Raw genomic sequence first — 22,215 nt, forward strand, 5'->3', positions numbered from 1 at the left:
TTTTTTGTATAAGCATATTTTTTTATAAAAAACTAAATATATGATATACAAAAGTATAGTTACTTTTATCTAGAAAGGATGAAGTGTATGCAAAATTTTATGTTTCGTAATCCAACAAAGCTTATTTTTGGAAAAGGACAATTAGAACAATTAAAATTAGAAATACCTCAATACGGGAAAAAGGTGTTACTCGTATATGGCGGTGGAAGTATTAAACAAAATGGAATTTACGATAACGTGATATCTATGTTAAAAGAAATAGATGCAGAAATTTTTGAGTTAAGTGGAGTGGAACCTAACCCGCGTTTATCGACAGTAAACAAAGGGATTCAAATTTGTAAAGAAAATGATATCGAGTTTGTTTTAGCTGTGGGCGGTGGAAGTGTAATAGATTGCACAAAAGCTATTGCCGCTGGTAGTAAGTATGATGGAGATGCGTGGGATCTTGTTACGAAAAAAGCTATCGCAAAAGAAGCGTTACCTTTTGGAACAGTATTAACTCTAGCTGCAACAGGTTCTGAAATGAATGCAGGTTCAGTTATTACAAATTGGGAAACAAATGAGAAATATGGCTGGGGGAGTCCAGTAACATTTCCGCAATTTTCTATTTTAGATCCGAACCACACAATATCTGTACCGCGTAACCAAACAATTTACGGTATTGTTGATATTATGTCGCATGTACTCGAGCAATATTTTCACCAAGGTACAAATACGGCATTGCAGGACCGCTACTGTGAATCAATTTTACAAACGGTTATTGAGACAGCTCCGAATTTGCTGCATGATTTAGAAAGTTATGAGCATCGTGAAACGATTTTATATTGCGGTACAATGGCGTTAAATGGTATTTTGGCGATGGGCGTAAGCGGGGACTGGGCAACGCATAACATTGAGCATGCTGTTTCGGCAGTGTATGATATTCCGCATGGCGGTGGCTTAGCAATTTTATTCCCAAATTGGATGAAACATGTTTTACATGAAAATGTAGATCGTTTTAAACAATTTGCGATTCGAGTATTTCATGTTCAAACAGAAGGGAAAACTGATGTTGACATAGCATTAGAAGGAATTGAAGCATTGCGTCAATTTTGGAAATCTATTGGAGCGCCGGCTCGTTTAGCTGATTACAAAATTGATGAAGACCAAATTGATATTATGGCAGAAAAGGCAATGGCATATGGTGAGTTTGGACAGTTTAAAAAATTAAATAAACAAGATGTTGTAGCAATTTATCAAGCATCATTATAACGAAACAAAAACACTTCTTTAATAAAGAGGTGTTTTTTATTTGTTAATATTCTCACCAAACTATATATACAAGTTAAAAAAATGACATCAAAACCCCTTTCTTTTTAGGGGAGGACGAGAGCGTCTGGCCATGCATAGAAGCGGTCAGTTCCTTTTTCTGCCACATGCAAGGTTTAAAACAAAAGGAGAAAGCAAGTGCAGATCATGTTGTATTCCGCATAGCAGCGACTTATAAAGAAAAGCGGAAGCGGCTCGCTCAGAACAAGAGGGGGATGGAGCTTCTGACATAGAGGCGCTTTTTGCCTCGGCGGAAGACGCGAAGCCACCGACTGTTCTAGCCGCTGGAGTTAGACAAAGATGTTGAAAAATTAAAATGGATTTATATAGCAACTGTTAATGGAGTATTTATTGTAAAGTGAAGTGATAAAAGGGCACACGATGAATTTACAAGCCTCTTAAAAACATTCGTAAGCGAACTCATTAAACAATTAGATGAAGATGGAGGATTATTTAGAATGGATATATTGTTCGTCCTGTCAAAATGTTATATGCGGTGCAAAACTGAGTTTGGATATATTCGGTATTCATTGTGTCTGTTTCTTCATTTGTAAGTAGTATATGAAATGAGCGGAGTAAACAATTTAGTGCAAAGTATACCTCTTCCTGGGAGCGATCTATTTCATTTGTTGCTGTTGCTAAAATTAAATCTTCTATTAATGAGCGGAAATCAATAGTAGCTTGTCCAACTTTCATAGTATCATCTCCATTTTTGTTTTTACTATGTATATGAAGCGGTTGGACAAAACATGTAAAATAGATTATATTTTTTAACAAATATATTTGTAATTTCAATTACCGTAATAAGATAACTTGCATTTTGGCTATTAAAATTGGTAAGATTGGGTATAATAATCAGATGTATAACGTTACATAAAGAGAGTTGAAGTGTATGGGAACAGAAAAACAGGACAAAGTTGTTGTTATTATTGGACCAACTGCAGTTGGAAAAACAAAGCTTAGCATTGAATTGGCAAAAGCGTTAAATGGGGAAATTATAAGCGGCGATTCAATGCAAATCTATCGTAATATGGATATAGGTACGGCGAAAGTTACGGAAGAAGAGATGGACGGAATTCCGCATTATATGATTGATATAAAAAATCCAGAAGATTCCTTTTCTGTTGCTGAGTTTCAAGAACTTGTACGCGGTCATATAGAAGATATTACAAATCGTGGTAAACTACCTATAATTGTTGGTGGAACAGGTTTATATGTACAATCCGTGTTATATGATTACCAGTTTTCTGATGAGCCGGGAGATCATGCGTACCGTAAACAGTTAGAACAATTAGCAGAGGAACATGGTGTAGAGTATATACATGGAAAGCTGGGAGAGGTTGATCCAATAAGCGCAAAGCGTATTCATCCAAACAATGTAAGACGTGTCATTCGTGCTTTAGAAATTTTTCATACAACAGGGCAAAAAATGAGTGATCAATTAGAACAACAAGAAAATGAATTGTTATATGACGTTGCTTTAATTGGTCTAACAATGGATCGAGATTTATTATATAGTCGCATTAATTTACGTGTAGACATTATGATGGAGCAAGGTTTATTAGATGAAGTTAAGCGCTTGTATGAAGAAGAAATTCGGGATTGTCAATCTATTCAAGCGATTGGTTATAAAGAACTGTATGAATATTTTGATGGGAAAACTTCGTTAGAAGAAGCGGTAATCGCTTTAAAAACGAATTCTCGCCGCTATGCAAAACGACAATTAACTTGGTTCCGTAATAAAATGGATGTTGAGTGGTTTGATGTTACAAGTGGTGAAAAATTTCGAGAAATTTTACAGTACACAGAAGGAAAGCTACAACTTAAGTCGAATAATAAGTAGTAGAGAAAAAGAGGAGGATTCGACATGAAGCAATCAATCAATATTCAAGATCAATTTTTAAACCAACTCCGTAAAGAGAATACGTTTGTCACGCTGTACTTATTAAATGGCTTCCAACTTCGTGGTTTAATTAAAGGATTTGATAATTTCACTGTATTGTTGGAAACAGAAGGTAAGCAACAGCTTATTTATAAACATGCGATTTCTACATTTGTTCCACAAAAGAACGTTTCAATCGAATTAGAATAGTAAAGAATTGTACATAGCAAAAAGAGCGAATCATTCGCTCTTTTTTATTTGCGTGCCCAGCTAAGCCTGGGCACTTCTTACTGGTGGAAATCTCTTTAAAAATAAAGAAAACGCCTATTACGAGGCGTTCTCTTTTTGCTTTGCATAGTTATAATATCTTTTTAATGAAATCTTTGACTTGAAACCAATACGTTTTATAATTTCCTGTTCAGGAATGTGGTGTTGAATGAGTCGTAAAATAAATGTATTGCGTAAATGCTGACCAGAGATACCTTTGCGCAATCCTGCGCGTGCTACTTCAAGTCGAATCATTTTTTGTACGGAAATTTCTGTTAATGCTTTTGGAGCGTCATTTTCATATACCCAACGGAATGTATTTCGATTAAAATCAAAGGCTACAAATAATGGATCCGAGCTATGGTATTTTGGGCGTACTGGCTCGGGAATTTTTTTATAGTAATGATATAGCTTTTTTTTATCTTCTTCAGTTAATGAAATGACTCGTTCTATTCCAGAGACGGCGGGAATAGATAATGTATTATTTTCAAAATGGACATGCTGCATATTCAATGAGACAAGTTCTTGTAACGATAAACCGTAATCGAGCAGAAGCATAATAATGCATACGTTTCGATCCATGAGTAATGGACGTACAGGTCGTTGTTTATCTGACAGTCCTTCTAAAGAAGTTAAAATATATTTTAAACGCTGTTCTTCTTGTGGCGAAATGAAATCTTCATCTCGCAATGTACGATCTGGCTGTATGATAAGGTCCATGTCTTTTAGTGGGCTAGGCAAGTTTAAAAAATGATACAGTCGATTTAACACAATGAAAACACGGTGCATTGTTTTTTCGGAGTAATGCCGTTTTATTTTTAAGTCCGAAAAATAATCTTCATAGTCTTTTGGACAAAGAGTCTCCCATATATTATTAGAAGAAACTTTTTTGTTTTTTTGTAACCAATGAACAAAATCCTCGATGTCGTAGACGTATCGTTTAATAGTTGAAGGTTTTCGTCCCTTGTTTAATAAATAAGCAGAGAAAGCTTGTACTGTATCATTAATTTCTTTTGTTGACATAGTCCCACCTCCCTAGTTTTCTTATATTATAACAAAAATTTTCAGAAAATGTTTATTTCTTGGGAAAGCGCAAATGTTGACAATATTCGTCAGTGAAATGATAAAAATGAGGTGATTGTATGGAACAGTCGATGCGAAAGAAGAATAATAACCAAATTAACATTGTGCTGAATCACCGAAAGAAGGTTTCTGTTTCTTCTACAGAACAAAAGCAAAATCTCTCAACTGAAACTGTTACAAAACATGAAATGTTGCAGCGAATTGAAGAAGAAATGAGCAAGCTTGTTGGAATGCAGGAAATCAAAAAAATTATAAAAGAAATTTATGCATGGATTTATGTAAATAAAAAGCGGCAAGAAATGGGTTTGAAATCAGAGAAACAAGTTCTTCATATGTTATTTAAAGGTAATCCAGGAACGGGGAAAACAACTGTTGCTAGGATGATTGGGAAATTATTATTTGAGATGAATGTGTTGTCAAAAGGGCATTTAGTTGAAGCGGAACGAGCGGACTTAGTCGGTGAATATATTGGGCATACTGCACAAAAAACGCGTGACCTCATTCGAAAAGCAATGGGGGGGATTTTGTTTATTGATGAAGCTTATTCGCTTGCACGTGGTGGTGAAAAAGATTTTGGAAAGGAGGCAATTGATACGCTCGTTAAACACATGGAAGATAAGCAACATGCTTTTGTGCTCATTTTAGCAGGGTATTCACGTGAGATGAACCATTTTCTATCACTAAACCCTGGTTTGCAATCTCGTTTTCCTTTCATTATTGAGTTTTCGGATTACACCGTCAATCAACTATTAGAGATAGGGAAACGGATGTACGATGAACGGGAGTATCAATTATCAAAAGAGGCAGAGTGGAATCTTCGCGATCATTTAAATGCAGTAAAATATTCATCTCAGGTTACGTCTTTTAGCAATGGGCGTTACGTTCGTAATATTGTGGAAAAGTCTATTCGTACACAAGCGATGAGGCTGCTTCAGGAAGAAACGTACGATAAATATGATTTAATAACAATTTCTAGTAGTGATTTAACACTTGAAGAAGAAACGCACAGTTCATAAATTGTTTATAATAAAACACGAAGCGTAATGCTTCGTGTTTTATTTCGTATTCTTTGTTTTTGCGCGTTGTTCTAATTGGCTTTTTGGACTTTGATCTGCTACATCTGAAGCGAGTCCTTGTGGATTAACGCTGCTGCTTTGTCCACGATTACGTTTGTTATTTCCTTTTGCCATTTTACCTCACCCCTGTTCTTCTTTTGCTTTTTGTTGATATGCCTTGTGATAGCGCTCCATTTTTTTGCTTTTTTCGTATGCGGAATTTACATCATGTCCAAATTGATCTACGGAACTTCTTTGCGCGCCTTTATTCACGTGCTTTGTCATTTGTCTCACCTCTCTTTATGGAATAGTATTTACGGATATGTGCAAAAAACATGCAATAAAATAATACTTTCATGAGTGGTATTTTTCGTTACTAATGATGATAAGGAGGATTAAGTGGAATGTTTTTTTGATTAGGATAGGGGAAAGTAGAAAAACCCTTTACAAAAAAAGTAAAGGGTTCATTTGTTTATCTATCACTGAAATGTTCAATCTTTTCTACACTACGATGTGGCAAATGCCATTTGTAATAGATAGAAATCATACGGAAACATACGATAAGAACGAATAAAATATACAATGCTGAGTCACTCGCAACAATTTTAGCACCAATTAACAATCCGGCTAAAATTGTCCAAAGTGCATAAATCTCTGATTGTAGTACAAGTGGTTTTCGGCGTGCTAATAAATCACGGATAATACCACCCCCGATTCCTGTTAACACAGATGCTACAATCGTTGCGCTAATTGGTAAGTTTAGTTTTTGTGCATATAGTGCACCTTGAATTGCAAAAGCAGATAAACCAATTGCATCGGTGATATTTTCCCAGCGTTTCCAATGTTTAATAAGTTTATTTGGAAATAAGAAGATAATAGTTATTGATAATAGTGCAATTTGAAATAGCATATCTTGTTGCCAAAACGAAACAATTGGATAACCGATTAATAAATTGCGCATTGCGCCTCCTCCGAAGGCGGTTGCCATCCCTAAAATATAAACCCCAAAAATATCATATTCTTCTTCCATCGCGATGATTGCTCCGCTTAAAGCAAAGGCAATTGTACCAATGATGCTAAATAAATCCCATGCCATGAAATTCTCCCCCACTAACTAGATGAAATGTTTTTACTCTGCTATTATATTAGAAGGTTTAATTTTCGAAAAGGATGAGTGAAGATATTTGTTAGAAAAAAAAGAAAAAGTGATACTAGTTGGCTGTCAATTACCCCAAGATGATGACGAACGTTTTGAACATTCAATGGAAGAGCTAGCTTCATTAGCAAAAACAGCACAAGCAGAAGTGTTAGTTATGGCGGTGCAAAAGCGTTCTAAGTTCCATCCAGCAACGTATATCGGGAAGGGGAAGTTAGAAGAACTTACTTTGCTTGCAGAAGAACTAGAACCAGATGTTATCATTTTTAATAATGAATTAACACCGAGCCAAATTCGAAATTTATCAGCACAGTTAGATGCGAGAGTTATTGATCGTACACAACTGATATTAGATATTTTTGCTCAGCGCGCGAAGTCGAGAGAAGGGAAATTGCAAGTGGAACTTGCACAGCTACAATATGCGTTGCCGCGTCTTGTAGGACAAGGGCAAGCGTTATCTCGTCTTGGCGGTGGTATTGGAACAAGAGGTCCGGGGGAAACGAAGTTAGAAACGGATCGTCGTCATATTCGTTCTCGCATTGATGAAATTAAACGGCAACTCTTTGGTGTAGTAGAGCATCGAAAAAGATACCGTGAACGACGTAAGGAAAATCAGGTTTTTCAAGTTTCTTTAGTTGGATACACGAATGCTGGAAAATCTACGCTGTTTAACAGATTAACAGCGGCTGATACATTTGAGGAAGACTTACTGTTTGCAACTCTTGATCCGACGACACGTAAAATGCAGTTGTCATGTGGATATACAGTGTTATTAACAGATACAGTTGGGTTTATTCAAGATTTACCGACATCGTTAGTTGCAGCATTTCGTTCCACGTTAGAAGAAGTAAATGAAGCGGACGTTATTTTGCATGTTATCGATTCAGCTGATCCAAATTATATTGGGCATGAAGAGACGGTGAAAAAATTATTGCAAGATCTTGAATTTGATCACATTCCAATTATTACTGTGTACAATAAAAAAGATAAGTTACATCCAAACTTCATTCCGTTCCCGAAGAATGATTTTATTATGACAAGTGCTTTTCAAGCGGTGGATTTAGAAAAATTAAAAGAAGTTGTAGAAATAGAAATGATGAAGCGAATGGATTCGTATGAATTAATGATTCCGGTGCATGAAGGCAGATTGTTGACGCTTTTAAAAACAGAAACAGTATTAAAAGCAATGACGTTTCGAGAAGAGAAGCAAGCATATGAATGTACAGGGTATATTTTTGCTCATTCTCCGCTAAACGGACAAATCCATAAATATTCAACGAGAAAAGGAGAAGAGAAAGAAGATGTTTAATCGATTGAAGAATGGGGAAAAGATTGCCCCAATTGTAAAAGAAGTAGAAATGCAAATTGCGGGAATACATAAATATATTGATGGAGTAATTGAAAGTAATCAATTTCGTGTGTTAGAAAGTTTTCGTAATCATAAAATTAGTGACGCGCATTTTATTCCAACAACAGGATATGGCTATGATGATATCGGCCGTGATACGTTAGAAAAAGTGTATGCTGATGTATTTGGGGCAGAAGCAGGTCTCGTACGTCCGCAAATTATTTCTGGAACTCACGCAATCTCTACAGCGTTGTTTGGAATTTTACGCCCTGGTGATGAATTGTTATATATAACTGGGAAGCCATATGATACGTTAGAAGAAATTGTTGGTGTTCGCGGAAAAGGCGTTGGCTCATTTAAAGAGTATAATATCGGTTACCAGGCAGTTGCTTTAACAGAAGAGGGACGTGTTGATTTTGCTGCAGTGCAAGCGGCAATTCGTGAAAATACAAAAATGATTGGGATTCAACGTTCAAAGGGCTATGCAACTCGCCCGTCATTTACAATTGCCGAAATTAAAGAAATGATTGCATTTGTAAAAGAAATTAAACCGGATGTTGTTGTGTTTGTAGACAACTGCTATGGAGAATTTGTAGAAGAGCTAGAACCGTGTCATGTCGGTGCAGATTTAATGGCAGGTTCACTTATTAAAAATCCGGGTGGCGGCATTGTGAAAACGGGCGGCTATATTGTTGGGAAAGGGCAATATGTAGAAGCGTGTGCATATCGTTTAACGTCCCCAGGCATTGGAGCAGAAGCTGGTGCATCTTTATATAGTTTACAAGAGATGTATCAAGGGTTTTTCTTAGCGCCACATGTTGCTGGTCAAGCACTAAAAGGTGCGATTTTTACAGCGGCCTTTTTAGAAAGGCTTGGTATGAATACATCGCCAACTTGGGATGCGCCGCGAACAGATTTAATACAATCTGTTCAATTTGATGATAAAGAACGTATGATTGCATTTTGCCAAGCGATTCAATATGCATCACCGATTAATTCGCATTTTACACCATATCCAAATTACATGCCGGGGTATGAAGACGATGTGATTATGGCTGCAGGTACATTTATTCAAGGTGCGAGTATTGAATTATCAGCAGATGGTCCAATTCGTCCGCCTTATGTTGCTTATGTACAGGGGGGCTTAACATATTCGCATGTGAAGATTGCGATTTGTTCTGCTATTGATACGCTTATTGAGAAAAAACTATTAGTAATTTCTTAAATAAAAGCTGCCAATTTTGGCGGCTTTTTTGTATATAAGTAATGAATTGAGCCATTTTAATAAGAGTGAAAAAATTTTTCAAAAAACCATGTAAGAAAAGCTGACATCTGTTGACATGATACATAACATGGTATAAAATGAGATCAAGTTAAGGCGAAGGGGGAACTGAAGTGACGCAAAATGATCGACGTTCTGCTCCGCTGTTTCCAATAAGTATAGTTATGGATTTAACACAATTATCTGCACGTCAAATTCGTTACTATGAAGAACATAAATTGATTTCCCCAACCCGTACAAAAGGAAATCGTAGATTATTTTCATTTAACGATGTAGATAAATTGTTAGAGATTAAAGATTTGTTAGATCAAGGTTTAAACATGGCTGGTATTAAGCAAGTACTACTAATGAAGGAAAATCAATCAGAGGCGAAACAAGTAAGAGAAGAAGTGAAGGAAATTTCGAAATCTGAGCTTCGTAAAATTCTTCGAGATGAACTGCAACATACAGGCAGATTTAATCGAACGTCTTTACGACAAGGTGATATTTCAAGGTTTTTTCATTAATGATTGATAATTTTGAGAATGTTTAGAGGGACTAAGGAGGAATTGAACATGGCAAAGTACACAAAAGAAGATATTTTCCGTTTAGCGAAAGAAGAGAATGTAAAGTATATCCGTCTGCAATTTACGGATCTTTTAGGAAGTATTAAAAACGTAGAAATTCCAGTTAGTCAGTTAACAAAAGCTCTAGATAACAAAATGATGTTTGACGGATCTTCTATTGAAGGATTTGTTCGCATTGAAGAATCTGACATGTACTTATATCCAGACTTAGATACATGGGTAGTCTTCCCGTGGACTGCTGAAAAAGGGAAAGTAGCGAGATTAATTTGTGATATTTATAATGCAGATGGTACACCGTTTGAAGGTGATCCACGTAACAACTTAAAACGCATGTTAAAAGAAATGGAAGAACTAGGCTTCACTGATTTCAATCTTGGGCCAGAGCCGGAGTTTTTCTTATTTAAAGTTGATGAAAAAGGAAATCCAACATTAGAATTAAATGATAATGGCGGATATTTCGACCTTGCTCCGATGGATTTAGGGGAAAACTGCCGTCGTGATATCGTTCTTGAACTTGAAGAAATGGGCTTTGAAATTGAAGCATCTCACCATGAAGTTGCACCAGGACAACATGAAATTGACTTTAAATATGCAAGTGCAATTAAGGCATGCGACGATATTCAAACGTTTAAACTTGTTGTAAAAACAATCGCGCGTAAACACGGTTTACACGCAACATTTATGCCAAAACCACTATTTGGTGTAAACGGTTCTGGTATGCACTGTAACTTATCACTATTCAAAAATGGTGAGAACGTATTCTACGATCAAAATGGTGATTTACAATTAAGTGACGATGCTCGCCACTTCATCGCAGGTATTTTGAAACATGCACCAAGCTTTACAGCTGTAACAAATCCAACTGTAAACTCTTATAAACGTTTAGTACCTGGATATGAAGCACCTTGTTACGTAGCGTGGTCTGCACAAAACCGTAGCCCGTTAATCCGTATCCCTGCATCTCGCGGTGTAAGTACGCGTGTAGAAGTACGTAGCGTAGACCCAGCTGCAAACCCATATTTAGCAATGGCTGTATTACTAGCAGCAGGTCTTGATGGGATTAAAAATAAACTAGCGGTACCACCTGCGGTAGATCGCAACATTTATGTAATGACTCCAGAAGAACGCGAAAAAGCAGGCATTATTGATTTGCCAGCTACATTAGCACAAGCATTAAATGAACTAAAATCAAGCGAAATCATTTGCGGTGCGTTAGGAGAACACTTACTTGAGCACTTTATCGAAGCGAAAGAAATTGAGTGGGATATGTTCCGTACGCAAGTTCACCAATGGGAACGCGATCAATATATGACTCTTTACTAAGAGTGGGAGGCCTTGATACTACTGGTATCGGGGCTTTTTTCTTTTTGTGGGTAAATCAACGCTGAGGGTATGAGCAGAAAAAGAGCCACAAAAAATCGAAAAAATTTTTTTATCCTAAGATATCATTCATATATGCTTCAAATTCAGCGATGGAAACTTTATTAATTTTGTCGCTAATATGTGAATAAATATTCGAGGTAATTTCTATATTTTTGTGTCCTAATCGTTCTTGAAAGTATTTCATACTTGCACCAGATTCTAATAGAAGAACTGCATGTGTATGTCGAAGTGAATGAATTTCTAATTTTGGCAAGTCTGCTTTCTTAAGGATTCGCGAAAACGCATTGAATAAAGTTGATTTTGGTAAAAATCTACCGTCTACTCTAGTAAATACTAAGTTTAACTCATGTTCATATGCTTCTTGTAAAACAAGTTTGTTTTCGTTTTTCCATTTCTTGTGATTAAGTAAATCGTTAGTTAGTGGCTTAGGCATCATAATAGTACGTCTAGAAGTGAATGTTTTGGTATCTCCGAAAAGATTTTCACCTTGTTTAACTGAAAAATCTAAGGTTTTAGTGATATTGATGGTTTGTTCTTTGAAATCAATATCACTCCATTGTAATGCTGCAGCTTCACCTTTTCGCATGCCTGTATTGATTAGAGTTTTGAAAAAGATATAATAGATATAGTTATATTGATAAGCATTTTTTAGAAAAAGAGGGATGTCTTCAGTTCGCATATACTTGAGACCTTCTTTTTCTTTATTGTTTTTATTAGAAATTACTATGTCTTCATAAGGATTGTATTCAATTTTTTTTAAACTAACAGCTTTTTTCATAGCGTTATGCATTGTACCATGGATAATTTCTATTGTACGTTTACTATATCCTTTATCAGTCAAGTGATTGATGAAATTTTGATACATCATAGGTTTAATCTCTTTTAAGTTGATGTTCTTGAAATAAGGAATTAAATGTTTTTCAATATTACGCTCATGTAGAATAAAAGTGTTTTTTCTAACTGTATTTTCTTTAAATAATTTTAACTAGTCACGAAGGTAATACTTTAATGATGTAGGGGTGCTTTCAACTTCTAAACCATTCAATATTTTTTTCTTCTTCAGCCGCAGCAATTTGGGCTTCTTTTTTTGTTTTGAATCCACGTTTAGTTTTTTCTTTAAACTCTTGAGTATAAGGGTCTTTGAATTTAATACGATATTGTCAGCCGTTACTTACTTTTTGAAAACTAGCCATTTTATTTCCTCTCCTTCAATAAAATTTATAAAACTCTAAGAGTTCCACTGGGATATTATTTTTATATGCTATACATGCTTTTGTATCTCCCAGATTAATGGTTGTATCATCAATTAACAAAAGCGCAGCAAAAGTATTTGCTTCTATCTCTAATTTATCAACAGAAAAAAATGTGTTCTTACGCAGAAAAGGTGTGTTTGCATGAGTGTGTAGGATTGCATGTCCTAATTCATGAGCACAAACCGTTCTTTGCATGGATGGAGATAAATTATTATTAATAACAATAAAACGATTTCTTTTTTCATATTTGTAAAATCCGTTTATTTCCTCGTGTAGATCCCAGTTTAGTATATTAATCTTTAAGTAATCTGCAAGCTCATAGGGGTTATTCGTGTTGTATTTTTTGCAAAGTTGTTTGACTAGATCTCTTATGACGAATTTCAATATTTTCCCTCCTAAGCCCGCATCAGTTATCGTTAGTATTACGATATTTCTTAGGAACGTATTTTTTATTGATTACTTTAGTTTGTTTCACGATGTATTCCATTGCGTCCAATAACGATTCTACAGCTTCCGGACTCATAGGTTCGCCAGAGAACATTAAACCATCTTCACCTTGAAGATCTCTTTTTATTTCTTCCATTCTCTTTGCTATGTCTTTTTCATCTTTTGAAGTAAGGTTACTTGTTTGAGTAGCTCCATCTTCAGTAAGTAATAAATTAATATCAATATCTAAAGCGGAAGCGATTGTTCTTAATGTGTCTAAACTAGGATTGTATCTTCCACTTTCAAGATCACCTAAATACGAGCGTGAAATATTAGCTTTTTCTGCTAAGGCTTTTTGTGTCATTTTCTTTTCTTTCCTATATTTTTTTATGTTTATTGATATGCTCATAAGGCATGTTTCCCTCCTGAAATGTCGGTATTATCGACCTTTGTGAAAAGTTTAATGCAAAAATGACGGAAAAACAATAGAAAATCTATTTACAATATGACGGAAATACCTTACAATAAGTTTTGTAAGGCGGTGATTAACTGATGGAATAGCATGAAACACTGGAGATGATAGTCAAAAAAAGTCGTCAAAATAAAAAGTTGCGACAAATTGAAGTATCAAAATCAGCTTCTATATCTAGGAATTACCTTTCTGATATTGAAAATGACAGGTATACTCCTAGTTTGAAAACTTTTATAAGGTTAGCTTCTGTTTTGGAGTTAGACCTTAATTTATTGGCAAAAATGACGGAAATACAAGTTAAATATAGTGGGGAGGAGTCGGAATGTACGACCAACTAGCTGTAGTGGAAGAGAAGTTTTCATTAAGAGTTATAAATCAGGGTGGAAAATTGTTAGTTGATAGTAGAGAAGTTGCAAATATGATAGGTAAACGTCACACGGATTTATTAAGAAGTATTGAAAATTATATAAAAATTTTAGAAAACGCAAAAATGCGTTCTCAGAATTTTTTTGTAGAGGACAATTATACCACTGAGGGTAATAACAAAGCTTACAAAAAGTATCTCTTAACTCGTAAGGGTTGTGACTTGGTAGCAAATAAATTAACCGGTGAAAAGGGAATACTTTTTACTGCTACATATGTTATGCAATTTGAAAAAATGAAAAGGCAAATACAAGGGGAGCAAGAAATGCTAGGAAACACTTACAGTCAAATTAAACTGCTAGCAACAGGGACACTGGATTTAAACAACAGAGTTACATCCTTAGAAGAAAAAATTGAAACGCAATTAACTATTGATTACGGTCAGCAACGTATTCTGGAGAAGAGTAAAGCCAAAAGAATCTACTTCTTATGGGAAAACGAGCATGTAGATAGAGAAATACATGATTCTACTCGCAAGCTATTCAAATTATTGGGGCGTAATTTGAAAGATGCATTCAATGTTAATAGTTATCGTGACATTTTGAAGAAGGATTTTGAGGAAGCTTTGAACTTTATAAATGGCTGGAGACCAATAGTTTGAAACTCGGGGGGAAACGATTATGTTAAATGTTCAAATAGACGAGGGTGTTGTGAAGGAATTATGTGTGGAAGAAATTCAAAAGAAGGTTAAAGAATATGATGCTGAATTAACGTTTTGGGATACCAAAGAACTTAAAAAGCGTGTATGTATGTCGTGGAATACAATTCAAGATCAGTTCTTCTTTGATCCGCGGTTCCCAAAATTTAAAGTGGGTAAGAAATGGTATTTTCCAGCAAAACAGGTTCAAGCGTTTTTAATAGAGTGGGCAGAAGAAAGGATGGATTAATTATGTTAATAATCGATTACAACAATGTAAAAGTATCTGATTATCTTAGATTACTAGCTCATTATACGTTACCAAATAAAAAGCAACGTCGTTTAATTGAGAACAGATTTATATGTTTAAACGCTCTGATTAAAAAAAGGAAGGTGAATCTAATGGAAATTGAAAGCTTAGTTTTATCAGAAGATGTAGAGTTAGCAAAATCATTGCGTAACAAGAAGGAGAACTACATAAAGAATCAATTCTTGTTAACTTGCATTGCTAGGCAGAAAAATACAGAAGGTAAAACAAAAGAATTCTATCAAGCTTGTAAAGAGTATGAGGAATGGGGAGAAAAAGCTAAAGAATGTAATGAGCAACTAGCAAAGCTGTTCTTCAAAAAGGAAGAGCGTGACCGTGTAGAAATGGTAGCAAATAGAATGCGTGAGGTCGATATACCGGACCATATCATTGAGTACGTGTTAAATGAATAAAAAGAAACCCACGGCAATGGGTTCCTAAAATAAATAGAACTGCATTTATTATAGCAAGTAATTAAAGGTTTGAAAACGTGAGAGGTAGATATTATGGGGATTTTTCGAGTTAAAAAGGATAATAATTATTCTGTCATAAATAATACCAGTTTAAAAGATGAAAGGCTTTCTTGGAAAGCAAAAGGTATTTTGGCATATATTCTTACTCTTCCAGATGATTGGGTGTTTTATAGAGAAGAATTAGCTAGCCATGCGAAAGATGGTATTAACAGTTTGAGAGCTGGGATGCAGGAATTAAAAGAACATGGATATGTTAAACGATTCCCTATAAGGAATGAAAAAAACAAAATCATTAGATGGGAGACTGTTATTTACGAAATCCCAGTGGATGAAAACCAACCAGTGGAAAAGCCAGTGGATGATTTTCCACCGGCTGAAAAACCACCGGTGGAAAATCGCCAGCTACTAAATACTAATATACAAAGTACTAAAGAACTAAGTACTGATATACAAAATACTAATCATCATCATGTTGATAATGACATCACAACTCAAAAATTGATTGATGAAGAATTTAAAATAAGTTACAACTTTTTGCTAGGAAAAGGAATCCCTTTAAGCGAAATTGCGATTACAGAATTAGGAGAGTTTTGTAACACTTTAGGAAGCGAACTAATTGTACATGCAGTAAACAAAGCTCTCGATGAAAATGCACCAAAGTGGAGATATATACGTTCCATTCTTAGTAACTGGGAAAAGCAAAAAGTAAAAACATTAAATGATGTTGCTGCATTAGATACACAGTTTGAGCTTAGTAAGAATAGAAAGAAATCTGGTACAGGATACACACAACGAAATGAAGTGGTACCAGAATGGCTACATCAACAAGAAAATGAAGATTCAAGAGAACAGCATCAACAAAATACTCATTCAAATATAGATGAAGAGCGTAAAAGATTAGAAGCTGTATTGCAAAAATATAAATCCTAGGAGATGTTTACATGTTTGATCTATTTAAGGTAGGAGATTGGTGTGACATTTGCGGAGATAAAATAGAAAGTTTCGAAATGCGTTCCATGTATATTGAAGGATGCGAAAAAACACTTTGTCAAAAATGTTGTGATGAAATAGATAAAAGTGTAAAAGTTGTAGATTTTTATGTAATGCAGGATGTTATGAAAAAGCTGATTGAGCTGTTTGGAAGAAATAAAGTACAGCAATTCAATTTAACTGCAGCCGAACAGTTTGTAAAAGAGAATGACATTTCTATGAAAATAGAAAAACGTGGCGGTAGATTCCACCAAGAATGATTAGGAGAATTTAGTGTATTCTCTACAGCAGAATTAATAACAGTAATTACATTCTTAAAACGAAAGGTTAGTAGCCATTTATGGATGAACGCAGTAATTGGAGCAATCTTAAATTAGCAAATAACAATTACATTATCCCTAGAAGGTAATAGCCATGACTGAACAAATTACGGTTTTAAATTGGAGTTTTGTAAAGTTGAAAATGAAAAAGAAGTACGGCTCTTAATACGTGAGAAATATCGTAAACATTATGATTTTCGAATTCGTAGTGTAGAGATTTCTAATAGATCTTTAGAAGAAATTGAAGCGTTAGATTAAGAAGGAGAAAAGAAAATGGATTTACAAATAGGTAAAGGTTTTACAAAAGTCTCAATCGGGTATTGAGTTGTTTGTGAGATGGAGGATAGGCCACAAATTACACAAGTTGAAAAAACATTAAAGATACGCTCAATAATAAAGTATGGGTCCGTTGGCATAGCGAAGGCTCAATTAATGGTGAATATGGTTACAAAAGTTCGTGGTATTGAACAAAAACAGAATGCAAATAGAAGAAAGTAGGTGAATCATCATTTGTTTGACTGGATGAAAGACTATCAGAAATTAGAAGAAGACATTGCTTATTTGGACTACAACTTAGATAAAACAAAAGTTGAATTAAAACGATGGATTAGTGGTGATTTACGGGATGTGCGTTTAACTGCTGAATCGGACGGTGCGAAAGTAGAAGAACATCTTGAAGCAATTGAATATGAATTAGCTCATAAGATGAATGCTATGTATGATTTAAAGTATTTGATTAGTAGGTTTACAGGATTAGAAAATCGAATACTAAAAATGAAATATGTGGACAGAATGACTTTAGAACAAATAGCTTTTGATTTGCATTATAGTACAGGCTATATCCGACGTAAGCATGCTGAAATAAGAAAGATTGTCAAGTTTCTAGATGAATTTTAATGTTACCTTTATGTAGGTTACATGTGGTGTACAGAAACCATTGAAAAAATGATTTATAGTAGTAATATAAGGTTTTGACGAAAGGGCAACTATTTTATGGTTGCTCTTTTTCTTATGAAAGAAAGTATTATGAATTGATTTTACAGAATAATGAGCATTTAGCAGTTAGATGTACTTAGTAAATGTAGTAGGTTTTTTAGACAGAAAATAATAGGGAAAGTAAGGAGATGTTTAGTAATGAATAAATTAGTTGCTTCAACTAAAACAGTTAATCTGCCGCAACAGGTTCTACGATGGCAGACAATGGTAGAAAATGAATGTACTGCACAAGCTGTATCTGAGTTAGTGCCTTATGTGCTTGGAATTATTATGGTGGAAAGTGATGGGGATTCCGAAAAGACCCCCGATATTATGCAGTCAAGCGAATCACAAGGAAGGCCTATGAATTCAATTGACAACCCTAAGGAGTCAATTTATTACGGAGTAATGCATTTAAAAGGAGCTTTTGCAGATGCAAAGAAGTACGGTATTAATGATTTAAGTGCTATTGTTCAAGCATATAATTTTGGACGTGCTTACATCCGTTGGTTAGCTTCTAACAGTAAACAGCATTCACTACAGGTGGCAGAACAGTATTCTAAAACTGTTGTTGCACCATCTCTTGGAAATAACACTGGCGCTATGGTTCGATATAGTCACCCTATCGCTGTGGCATATAATGGTGGCTATCGATATAAAAATGGTGGGAATTTTTTCTACGCTGAAATTGTTAAACAATATGTGGATTTTAATGGAGGAACTGATCCTACAGATGTAGATACACGTCAGAATATCTCGTTACCGTCTGATTGGCTAACCAATAACTTAGGTTGGTTGCAATGTATGCAACGCCAATCTTGGGTATATAAAGAGCCAAATGAGTTTGCGGAAGTAGTAGGAAAGATTCCTCTTGACAGTGGTCATGTTTATTTAGCGTGCGCATGGGATGGAAAAAGATTTTGGTTTAAAATTGCAAATGACAATTGGGTTCCGGAAACAGCAATGCGTATCGAAAAAGACGGTAAAAGTAAAGGTGTCATTTGGAATGAATGGAATGGATTAGAGTGTTACCATCATGCTAATTATAATAGTGGCATACGTGATCGTGTAGGTGTTGGTCAGTGGGAAATTGAATTTAGAGATAACAATTGGATTTACATTAAAGATAAAGGTTGGGTAGAATTTGACGAAAAAATCATCCGTTGGATTCGATAAAAAGGAGCGGGCTCTTATGAGCCGGTTCTTCTTTATTTTTACATCAATAATGAACTTAAAAATAGCTTTGTTATAGAAGGTATCTTAATATACAACTTTTATGTTGATAAATACGAAGTGGGTTTCTTCCTGAGGTGTTAACTATAGAGAAAAGGAGAAGTTTTAGCGTATTTCTTTAGCGGTTTTTGTAAATTCATTCAAAGATAAACTTATTAGCAGAAAGGGAAAATTTCTTGCAGTAATTAAAAAAGGAGTATGTAAGAATGAAGAAAATAGCAGATATATCTTATTATAATGGAACTATTAATTGGGCAGAAGCGAGTAAAGAGTTGGAGCTTGCAATTATTCGTGTACAATATGGATCTAATAAAATTGATTCAAAATACAAGGAATATGTACAAGGTTGTAAAGCATATGGAGTTCCATTTGGTCATTATGCTTATGGATGTTATACAAGCGTTCAGGATGCTATTGTAGAAGCAAATGATTTTATGAACCGTGCTGACAAGGATGCAAAGTTTCTTGTATTGGATGTAGAAGATGATACACTTGCTAGTTGCGGGCCAACTAACTTGGCAAAAGCGTCTCAGGCTTTCATTGATACTTGCCGAGCAGCAGGCTGGAAAGTTGGATTATATGTATCACATCACATGTATACAAGTTATGGATTAAATAGTGTAAGTGCAGATTTTCTATGGATTCCTCGTTATGGTGGAAGTAAACCTGCTTATAGCTGTGATATTTGGCAATATACTGATAGAGGTAGCGTTGCAGGCATAACTGGTAATTCTGGTAATGTAGATTTAAACTACTTAGTTGGAAATAAATCTATTGAATGGTTCATAGGAAATGGTTCTAATCCTAAAGAGCCCGATCCTACAGATGTAGATACTCGAAAGAACGTCTCGTTACCGTCTGATTGGCTAACCAATAACTTAGGTTGGCTGCAATGTATGCAACGCCAATCTTGGGTATATAAAGAGCCAAATGAGTTTGCGGAAGTAGTAGGAAAGATTCCTCTTGGCAGTGGTCATGTTTATTTAGCGAACGCATGGGATGGAAAAAGATTTTGGTTTAAAATTGCAAATGACAATTGGGTTCCGGAAACAGCAATGCGTATCGAAAAAGACGGTAAAAGTAAAGGTGTCATTTGGAATGAATGGAATGGATTAGAGTGTTACCATCATGCTAATTATAATAGTGGCATACGTGATCGTGTAGGTGTTGGTCAGTGGGAAATTGAGTTTAGAGATAACAATTGGATTTACATTAAAGATAAAGGTTGGGTAGAATTTGACGAAAAAATCATCCGTTGGATTCGATAATAAAAGAGACGGCTCTTATTGAAGTGACACCTAAAAGTTAGACAGTTTATTACATTAGGCAGCTTCTTGGGCATGGGTCCGGTATTGTAAAGGACTCATGCCTTTTAATTTTACCGTAATTCTTTTGTGATTATAATAATGGATATTATTCTTTAATTTTAGTTTAAAATGCTCCAAACTTTCAAATTTTTTTAAGATAAAGTGGAATATAATAGGATACTAGTTTCTAAATTGATCCTTCTGAAAAACCTCTGCAATCAATAGGTCGTGGAATTGCTATATCTAAATATCCAATTGGCTGGTGTGTTATTCTATATAGCCAAGCACAAGGTGGATATTTTACGGATAACGTAATTAATGATAAAACACAGTATTTTATTTTAAGTGCAGCTTGATATGAACAACCTGTGTTATATATTGGAAACAGTACATGGTTAAAAGAAGAACATTTTGATGTTAGGTAACGACAGAGAGCTTTTCGTTCTGTTCATCTTAAAATTTGAAAAACTATAATATATCCAAAAAATAATAAATATAGACAGTGAACGAAGGTGCTCATGTAAGTACCTTTTTTATATTGTGTAAAAATAGAAAGGAAGATTAATATGGCAAAATTTATTTATCCAACAGATACAACGAGAGTAACAAGCGGTTTTAGAGGTGACAGACCAGATCATCATGGGGTAGACCTTGCTGAAGCGGGTGATCATCCGATTTATGCAGCGGCTAGTGGGAAAGTCAGTCGTTCTTATCCTTCATCCAGTTATGGTGAATGTATTATGATTGTGCATACTATAGATGGAGTTATATGGGAAACTGTATACGCTCATATGCGTAGTGGTTCTCGAACGGTTAAAGAAGGCGATTATGTTACACAAGGACAAACAATTGGAGTTATGGGGAACACGGGGCAGTCTAGTGGCCAACACTTACACTTTGAATTGCATAAAGGGCGCTGGGATATTAATAAGAGTAATGCTGTGAACCCGTTAGACTATTTGGGGAAAGGGGACGGTGGCAACACTGATCCTACGGATGTAGATACACGTCAGAATATCTCGTTACCGTCTGATTGGCTAACTAATAACTTAGGATGGCTGCAATGTATGCAACGCCAATCTTGGGTATATAAAGAGCCAAGTGAGTTTGCGGAAGTAGTAGGAAAGATTCCTCTTGGCAGTGGTCATGTTTATTTAGCGTGCGCATGGGATGGAAAAAGATTTTGGTTTAAAATTGCAAATGACAATTGGGTTCCGGAAACAGCAATGCGTATCGAAAAAGACGGTAAAAGTAAAGGTGTCATTTGGAATGAATGGAATGGATTAGAGTGTTACCATCATGCTAATTATAATAGTGGCATACGTGATCGTGTAGGTGTTGGTCAGTGGGAAATTGAGTTTAGAGATAACAATTGGATTTACATTAAAGATAAAGGTTGGGTAGAATTTGACGAAAAAATTATCCGTTGGATTCGATAATAAAAGAGACGGCTCTTATTGAAGTGACGCCCAAAAGTTAGACAGTTTATTACATTAGGCAGCTTCTTGGGCATGGGTCCGATATTGTAAAGGACTCATGCCTTTTTTAATTTTACCGTAATTCTTAGGGAGTGCTTTTTATTATGCGTGCCCAGCTAAGCTGGGCACTGCTTACTGATGAAAGTCCAGTCTAGGTAAGAACCAAGTCGCCTAGTAGCTGACAGGCAACTGGTGGAGAAATCCTAAGGTTGAAGCCCTGTGACAAAGTAACTTCTAATAGAAGTGCGAGCGAATCAGCAGACCGTAATATAAAGTGAACCTTGCCGCCTCGTCAAAAACAAACTAGGAATAGGACAAGGGGAAGTCGAGCTTGGAGAATATAGGTGAAGACCATGGAAGATGTGAAGACCATGGAAGCGCAGCATCGAGGAATCCCTCGGGGTACGGAGGACGGTATGTTGAGAAAGTAGTTGAAAGCCAAAGAAAGAAGAACATCGGAAAGCCGTATGAGGGAAAACCTCACGTACGGTTTGATGAGGGGAAGCTGGAACAGAAAAGAGATGGCAAAGCCATCTCCAAAGAAATCTGTTTCAGTTTTCTACTCTACGAAAGGAGATGAGAACTATAGGT

The 22,215-nt window shown here is 35.5% G+C and carries 28 protein-coding genes and 2 pseudogenes; 21 read left to right on the top strand and 9 right to left on the bottom strand.

What is annotated here, in order from left to right; translation table 11 throughout:
• Positions 1 to 87: 87 nt before the first annotated feature.
• The gene (locus ACIGHG_RS21840) at positions 88 to 1,251 is read left to right on the top strand and encodes an iron-containing alcohol dehydrogenase (RefSeq protein WP_336473265.1); all 1,164 of its coding nucleotides are present in this window, start codon (positions 88 to 90) and stop codon (positions 1,249 to 1,251) included.
• Between the two features lie 510 nt (positions 1,252 to 1,761).
• On the opposite strand, the gene ACIGHG_RS21845 is transcribed toward ACIGHG_RS21840, so the two are convergent.
• Entirely contained in the window at positions 1,762 to 2,004 is a 243-nt protein-coding gene (locus tag ACIGHG_RS21845) for a hypothetical protein (protein ID WP_090912932.1), read from the bottom strand.
• Between the two features lie 196 nt (positions 2,005 to 2,200).
• Here ACIGHG_RS21845 and miaA point away from each other — a divergent pair, with 196 nt between their 5' ends.
• Together miaA and hfq are read left to right on the top strand one after the other, a co-directional pair.
• Positions 2,201 to 3,151, top strand: a complete 951-nt coding sequence (miaA, locus tag ACIGHG_RS21850) for a tRNA (adenosine(37)-N6)-dimethylallyltransferase MiaA (protein WP_336473266.1) — start codon at positions 2,201 to 2,203, stop codon at positions 3,149 to 3,151.
• Positions 3,152 to 3,175: 24 nt separating this feature from the next.
• Entirely contained in the window at positions 3,176 to 3,400 is a 225-nt protein-coding gene (hfq, locus tag ACIGHG_RS21855; RefSeq protein WP_000813896.1) for an RNA chaperone Hfq, read from the top strand.
• Between the two features lie 117 nt (positions 3,401 to 3,517).
• Here the strand turns inward: hfq and ACIGHG_RS21860 are convergent, their stop codons facing one another.
• Positions 3,518 to 4,480, bottom strand: a complete 963-nt coding sequence (locus tag ACIGHG_RS21860; protein ID WP_336473267.1) for a tyrosine-type recombinase/integrase — start codon at positions 4,478 to 4,480, stop codon at positions 3,518 to 3,520.
• A gap of 119 nt (positions 4,481 to 4,599) precedes the next feature.
• Between ACIGHG_RS21860 and spoVK the strand changes: the two genes are divergently transcribed.
• Positions 4,600 to 5,556: a stage V sporulation protein K gene (spoVK, locus tag ACIGHG_RS21865; protein ID WP_090912937.1), complete on the top strand. Its 957-nt coding sequence runs from the start codon at positions 4,600 to 4,602 to the stop codon at positions 5,554 to 5,556.
• A 39-nt stretch (positions 5,557 to 5,595) separates the two neighbouring features.
• Here the strand turns inward: spoVK and ACIGHG_RS21870 are convergent, their stop codons facing one another.
• From ACIGHG_RS21870 to ACIGHG_RS21880, 3 genes are all read right to left on the bottom strand, one after another.
• The gene (locus tag ACIGHG_RS21870; protein WP_272188028.1) at positions 5,596 to 5,730 is read right to left on the bottom strand and encodes a hypothetical protein; all 135 of its coding nucleotides are present in this window, start codon (positions 5,728 to 5,730) and stop codon (positions 5,596 to 5,598) included.
• A gap of 6 nt (positions 5,731 to 5,736) precedes the next feature.
• Positions 5,737 to 5,880, bottom strand: coding sequence for a hypothetical protein (locus ACIGHG_RS21875; protein ID WP_336473268.1), 144 nt, complete (start codon positions 5,878 to 5,880; stop codon positions 5,737 to 5,739).
• 187 nt (positions 5,881 to 6,067) lie between these two features.
• A complete protein-coding gene (locus tag ACIGHG_RS21880; protein WP_336473269.1) occupies positions 6,068 to 6,691 on the bottom strand; it encodes a trimeric intracellular cation channel family protein in 624 nt (207 codons plus the stop codon).
• 88 nt (positions 6,692 to 6,779) lie between these two features.
• On the opposite strand from ACIGHG_RS21880, the gene hflX reads away from it, so the two are divergent.
• The 4 genes from hflX to glnA all read left to right on the top strand — a co-directional run bounded on the left by hflX (position 6,780) and on the right by glnA (position 11,270).
• On the top strand, positions 6,780 to 8,060 hold the full coding sequence (hflX, locus tag ACIGHG_RS21885) for a GTPase HflX (protein WP_336473270.1): 1,281 nt from the start codon (positions 6,780 to 6,782) through the stop codon (positions 8,058 to 8,060).
• Positions 8,053 to 9,324, top strand: a complete 1,272-nt coding sequence (locus ACIGHG_RS21890; RefSeq protein ID WP_396550553.1) for a methionine gamma-lyase family protein — start codon at positions 8,053 to 8,055, stop codon at positions 9,322 to 9,324. The genes hflX and ACIGHG_RS21890 overlap by 8 nt, the downstream gene beginning before the upstream one ends.
• 221 nt (positions 9,325 to 9,545) lie before the next feature.
• Complete coding sequence (locus ACIGHG_RS21895) at positions 9,546 to 9,887, top strand: MerR family transcriptional regulator (RefSeq protein ID WP_090913681.1); 342 nt, start codon at positions 9,546 to 9,548, stop codon at positions 9,885 to 9,887.
• 48 nt (positions 9,888 to 9,935) lie between these two features.
• On the top strand, positions 9,936 to 11,270 hold the full coding sequence (gene glnA / locus ACIGHG_RS21900; protein ID WP_090912947.1) for a type I glutamate--ammonia ligase: 1,335 nt from the start codon (positions 9,936 to 9,938) through the stop codon (positions 11,268 to 11,270).
• A gap of 109 nt (positions 11,271 to 11,379) precedes the next feature.
• Here the strand turns inward: glnA and ACIGHG_RS21905 are convergent.
• From ACIGHG_RS21905 to ACIGHG_RS21915, 3 genes and pseudogenes are all read right to left on the bottom strand, one after another.
• Positions 11,380 to 12,481 (bottom strand): annotated as a pseudogene (locus ACIGHG_RS21905) (tyrosine-type recombinase/integrase).
• Positions 12,482 to 12,538: 57 nt separating this feature from the next.
• On the bottom strand, positions 12,539 to 12,967 hold the full coding sequence (locus tag ACIGHG_RS21910; protein ID WP_336473272.1) for an ImmA/IrrE family metallo-endopeptidase: 429 nt from the start codon (positions 12,965 to 12,967) through the stop codon (positions 12,539 to 12,541).
• Between the two features lie 22 nt (positions 12,968 to 12,989).
• On the bottom strand, positions 12,990 to 13,418 hold the full coding sequence (locus tag ACIGHG_RS21915; protein ID WP_336473273.1) for a helix-turn-helix domain-containing protein: 429 nt from the start codon (positions 13,416 to 13,418) through the stop codon (positions 12,990 to 12,992).
• Between the two features lie 167 nt (positions 13,419 to 13,585).
• On the opposite strand from ACIGHG_RS21915, the gene ACIGHG_RS21920 reads away from it, so the two are divergent.
• The 11 genes from ACIGHG_RS21920 (at position 13,586) to ACIGHG_RS21970 (ending at position 20,107) form a co-directional block, all read left to right on the top strand.
• Positions 13,586 to 13,819, top strand: coding sequence for a helix-turn-helix domain-containing protein (locus ACIGHG_RS21920; protein WP_396550555.1), 234 nt, complete (start codon positions 13,586 to 13,588; stop codon positions 13,817 to 13,819).
• The gene (locus ACIGHG_RS21925) at positions 13,804 to 14,505 is read left to right on the top strand and encodes a Rha family transcriptional regulator (protein ID WP_396550557.1); all 702 of its coding nucleotides are present in this window, start codon (positions 13,804 to 13,806) and stop codon (positions 14,503 to 14,505) included. Before ACIGHG_RS21920 ends, ACIGHG_RS21925 begins: the two co-directional genes overlap by 16 nt.
• A gap of 19 nt (positions 14,506 to 14,524) precedes the next feature.
• A complete protein-coding gene (locus ACIGHG_RS21930; protein ID WP_336473276.1) occupies positions 14,525 to 14,791 on the top strand; it encodes a group-specific protein in 267 nt (88 codons plus the stop codon).
• 152 nt (positions 14,792 to 14,943) lie between these two features.
• Complete coding sequence (locus tag ACIGHG_RS21935; RefSeq protein WP_336473277.1) at positions 14,944 to 15,261, top strand: hypothetical protein; 318 nt, start codon at positions 14,944 to 14,946, stop codon at positions 15,259 to 15,261.
• A gap of 93 nt (positions 15,262 to 15,354) precedes the next feature.
• Positions 15,355 to 16,251, top strand: coding sequence for a DnaD domain-containing protein (locus ACIGHG_RS21940; protein ID WP_336473278.1), 897 nt, complete (start codon positions 15,355 to 15,357; stop codon positions 16,249 to 16,251).
• An 11-nt stretch (positions 16,252 to 16,262) separates the two neighbouring features.
• Complete coding sequence (locus tag ACIGHG_RS21945; protein WP_336473279.1) at positions 16,263 to 16,571, top strand: hypothetical protein; 309 nt, start codon at positions 16,263 to 16,265, stop codon at positions 16,569 to 16,571.
• A gap of 180 nt (positions 16,572 to 16,751) precedes the next feature.
• Positions 16,752 to 16,889, top strand: a complete 138-nt coding sequence (locus ACIGHG_RS21950; RefSeq protein ID WP_396550560.1) for a hypothetical protein — start codon at positions 16,752 to 16,754, stop codon at positions 16,887 to 16,889.
• A gap of 78 nt (positions 16,890 to 16,967) precedes the next feature.
• Complete coding sequence (locus ACIGHG_RS21955; protein WP_396550562.1) at positions 16,968 to 17,129, top strand: hypothetical protein; 162 nt, start codon at positions 16,968 to 16,970, stop codon at positions 17,127 to 17,129.
• A 12-nt stretch (positions 17,130 to 17,141) separates the two neighbouring features.
• A complete protein-coding gene (locus tag ACIGHG_RS21960) occupies positions 17,142 to 17,528 on the top strand; it encodes a hypothetical protein (protein WP_396550579.1) in 387 nt (128 codons plus the stop codon).
• A 237-nt stretch (positions 17,529 to 17,765) separates the two neighbouring features.
• Positions 17,766 to 18,782, top strand: a complete 1,017-nt coding sequence (locus tag ACIGHG_RS21965; RefSeq protein ID WP_396550564.1) for a lysozyme family protein — start codon at positions 17,766 to 17,768, stop codon at positions 18,780 to 18,782.
• Positions 18,783 to 19,045: 263 nt separating this feature from the next.
• The gene (locus tag ACIGHG_RS21970) at positions 19,046 to 20,107 is read left to right on the top strand and encodes a GH25 family lysozyme (protein WP_396550566.1); all 1,062 of its coding nucleotides are present in this window, start codon (positions 19,046 to 19,048) and stop codon (positions 20,105 to 20,107) included.
• A 54-nt stretch (positions 20,108 to 20,161) separates the two neighbouring features.
• Here ACIGHG_RS21970 and ACIGHG_RS21975 read toward each other — a convergent pair.
• Positions 20,162 to 20,299 (bottom strand): annotated as a pseudogene (locus ACIGHG_RS21975) (IS3 family transposase); the annotation flags it as partial.
• Positions 20,300 to 20,712: 413 nt separating this feature from the next.
• On the opposite strand from ACIGHG_RS21975, the gene ACIGHG_RS21980 reads away from it, so the two are divergent.
• Together ACIGHG_RS21980 and ACIGHG_RS21985 are read left to right on the top strand one after the other, a co-directional pair.
• The gene (locus ACIGHG_RS21980) at positions 20,713 to 21,585 is read left to right on the top strand and encodes a M23 family metallopeptidase (RefSeq protein ID WP_396550568.1); all 873 of its coding nucleotides are present in this window, start codon (positions 20,713 to 20,715) and stop codon (positions 21,583 to 21,585) included.
• Between the two features lie 370 nt (positions 21,586 to 21,955).
• On the top strand, positions 21,956 to 22,204 hold the full coding sequence (locus tag ACIGHG_RS21985; RefSeq protein WP_396550570.1) for a hypothetical protein: 249 nt from the start codon (positions 21,956 to 21,958) through the stop codon (positions 22,202 to 22,204).
• Positions 22,205 to 22,215 lie beyond the last annotated feature (11 nt).

Origin of the sequence: Bacillus sp. NPDC077411, from assembly GCF_044543425.1 — a bacterium.
Taxonomy (GTDB): domain Bacteria; phylum Bacillota; class Bacilli; order Bacillales; family Bacillaceae_G; genus Bacillus_A; species Bacillus_A bruguierae.

Bases quoted from the DNA above. Each gene is read 5' to 3' on its own strand.
- ACIGHG_RS21840 (WP_336473265.1), top strand. From the start codon at position 88: ATGCAAAATTTTATGTTTCGTAATCCAACAAAGCTTATTTTTGGAAAA.
- ACIGHG_RS21845 (WP_090912932.1), bottom strand. From the start codon at position 2,004: ATGAAAGTTGGACAAGCTACTATTGATTTCCGCTCATTAATAGAAGAT.
- miaA (WP_336473266.1), top strand. From the start codon at position 2,201: ATGGGAACAGAAAAACAGGACAAAGTTGTTGTTATTATTGGACCAACT.
- hfq (WP_000813896.1), top strand. From the start codon at position 3,176: ATGAAGCAATCAATCAATATTCAAGATCAATTTTTAAACCAACTCCGT.
- ACIGHG_RS21860 (WP_336473267.1), bottom strand. From the start codon at position 4,480: ATGTCAACAAAAGAAATTAATGATACAGTACAAGCTTTCTCTGCTTAT.
- spoVK (WP_090912937.1), top strand. From the start codon at position 4,600: ATGGAACAGTCGATGCGAAAGAAGAATAATAACCAAATTAACATTGTG.
- ACIGHG_RS21870 (WP_272188028.1), bottom strand. From the start codon at position 5,730: ATGGCAAAAGGAAATAACAAACGTAATCGTGGACAAAGCAGCAGCGTT.
- ACIGHG_RS21875 (WP_336473268.1), bottom strand. From the start codon at position 5,880: ATGACAAAGCACGTGAATAAAGGCGCGCAAAGAAGTTCCGTAGATCAA.
- ACIGHG_RS21880 (WP_336473269.1), bottom strand. From the start codon at position 6,691: ATGGCATGGGATTTATTTAGCATCATTGGTACAATTGCCTTTGCTTTA.
- ACIGHG_RS21890 (WP_396550553.1), top strand. From the start codon at position 8,053: ATGTTTAATCGATTGAAGAATGGGGAAAAGATTGCCCCAATTGTAAAA.
- ACIGHG_RS21895 (WP_090913681.1), top strand. From the start codon at position 9,546: ATGGATTTAACACAATTATCTGCACGTCAAATTCGTTACTATGAAGAA.
- glnA (WP_090912947.1), top strand. From the start codon at position 9,936: ATGGCAAAGTACACAAAAGAAGATATTTTCCGTTTAGCGAAAGAAGAG.
- ACIGHG_RS21915 (WP_336473273.1), bottom strand. From the start codon at position 13,418: ATGAGCATATCAATAAACATAAAAAAATATAGGAAAGAAAAGAAAATG.
- ACIGHG_RS21920 (WP_396550555.1), top strand. From the start codon at position 13,586: ATGATAGTCAAAAAAAGTCGTCAAAATAAAAAGTTGCGACAAATTGAA.
- ACIGHG_RS21925 (WP_396550557.1), top strand. From the start codon at position 13,804: ATGTACGACCAACTAGCTGTAGTGGAAGAGAAGTTTTCATTAAGAGTT.
- ACIGHG_RS21930 (WP_336473276.1), top strand. From the start codon at position 14,525: ATGTTAAATGTTCAAATAGACGAGGGTGTTGTGAAGGAATTATGTGTG.
- ACIGHG_RS21935 (WP_336473277.1), top strand. From the start codon at position 14,944: ATGGAAATTGAAAGCTTAGTTTTATCAGAAGATGTAGAGTTAGCAAAA.
- ACIGHG_RS21940 (WP_336473278.1), top strand. From the start codon at position 15,355: ATGGGGATTTTTCGAGTTAAAAAGGATAATAATTATTCTGTCATAAAT.
- ACIGHG_RS21945 (WP_336473279.1), top strand. From the start codon at position 16,263: ATGTTTGATCTATTTAAGGTAGGAGATTGGTGTGACATTTGCGGAGAT.
- ACIGHG_RS21955 (WP_396550562.1), top strand. From the start codon at position 16,968: ATGGAGGATAGGCCACAAATTACACAAGTTGAAAAAACATTAAAGATA.
- ACIGHG_RS21965 (WP_396550564.1), top strand. From the start codon at position 17,766: ATGAATAAATTAGTTGCTTCAACTAAAACAGTTAATCTGCCGCAACAG.
- ACIGHG_RS21970 (WP_396550566.1), top strand. From the start codon at position 19,046: ATGAAGAAAATAGCAGATATATCTTATTATAATGGAACTATTAATTGG.
- ACIGHG_RS21980 (WP_396550568.1), top strand. From the start codon at position 20,713: ATGGCAAAATTTATTTATCCAACAGATACAACGAGAGTAACAAGCGGT.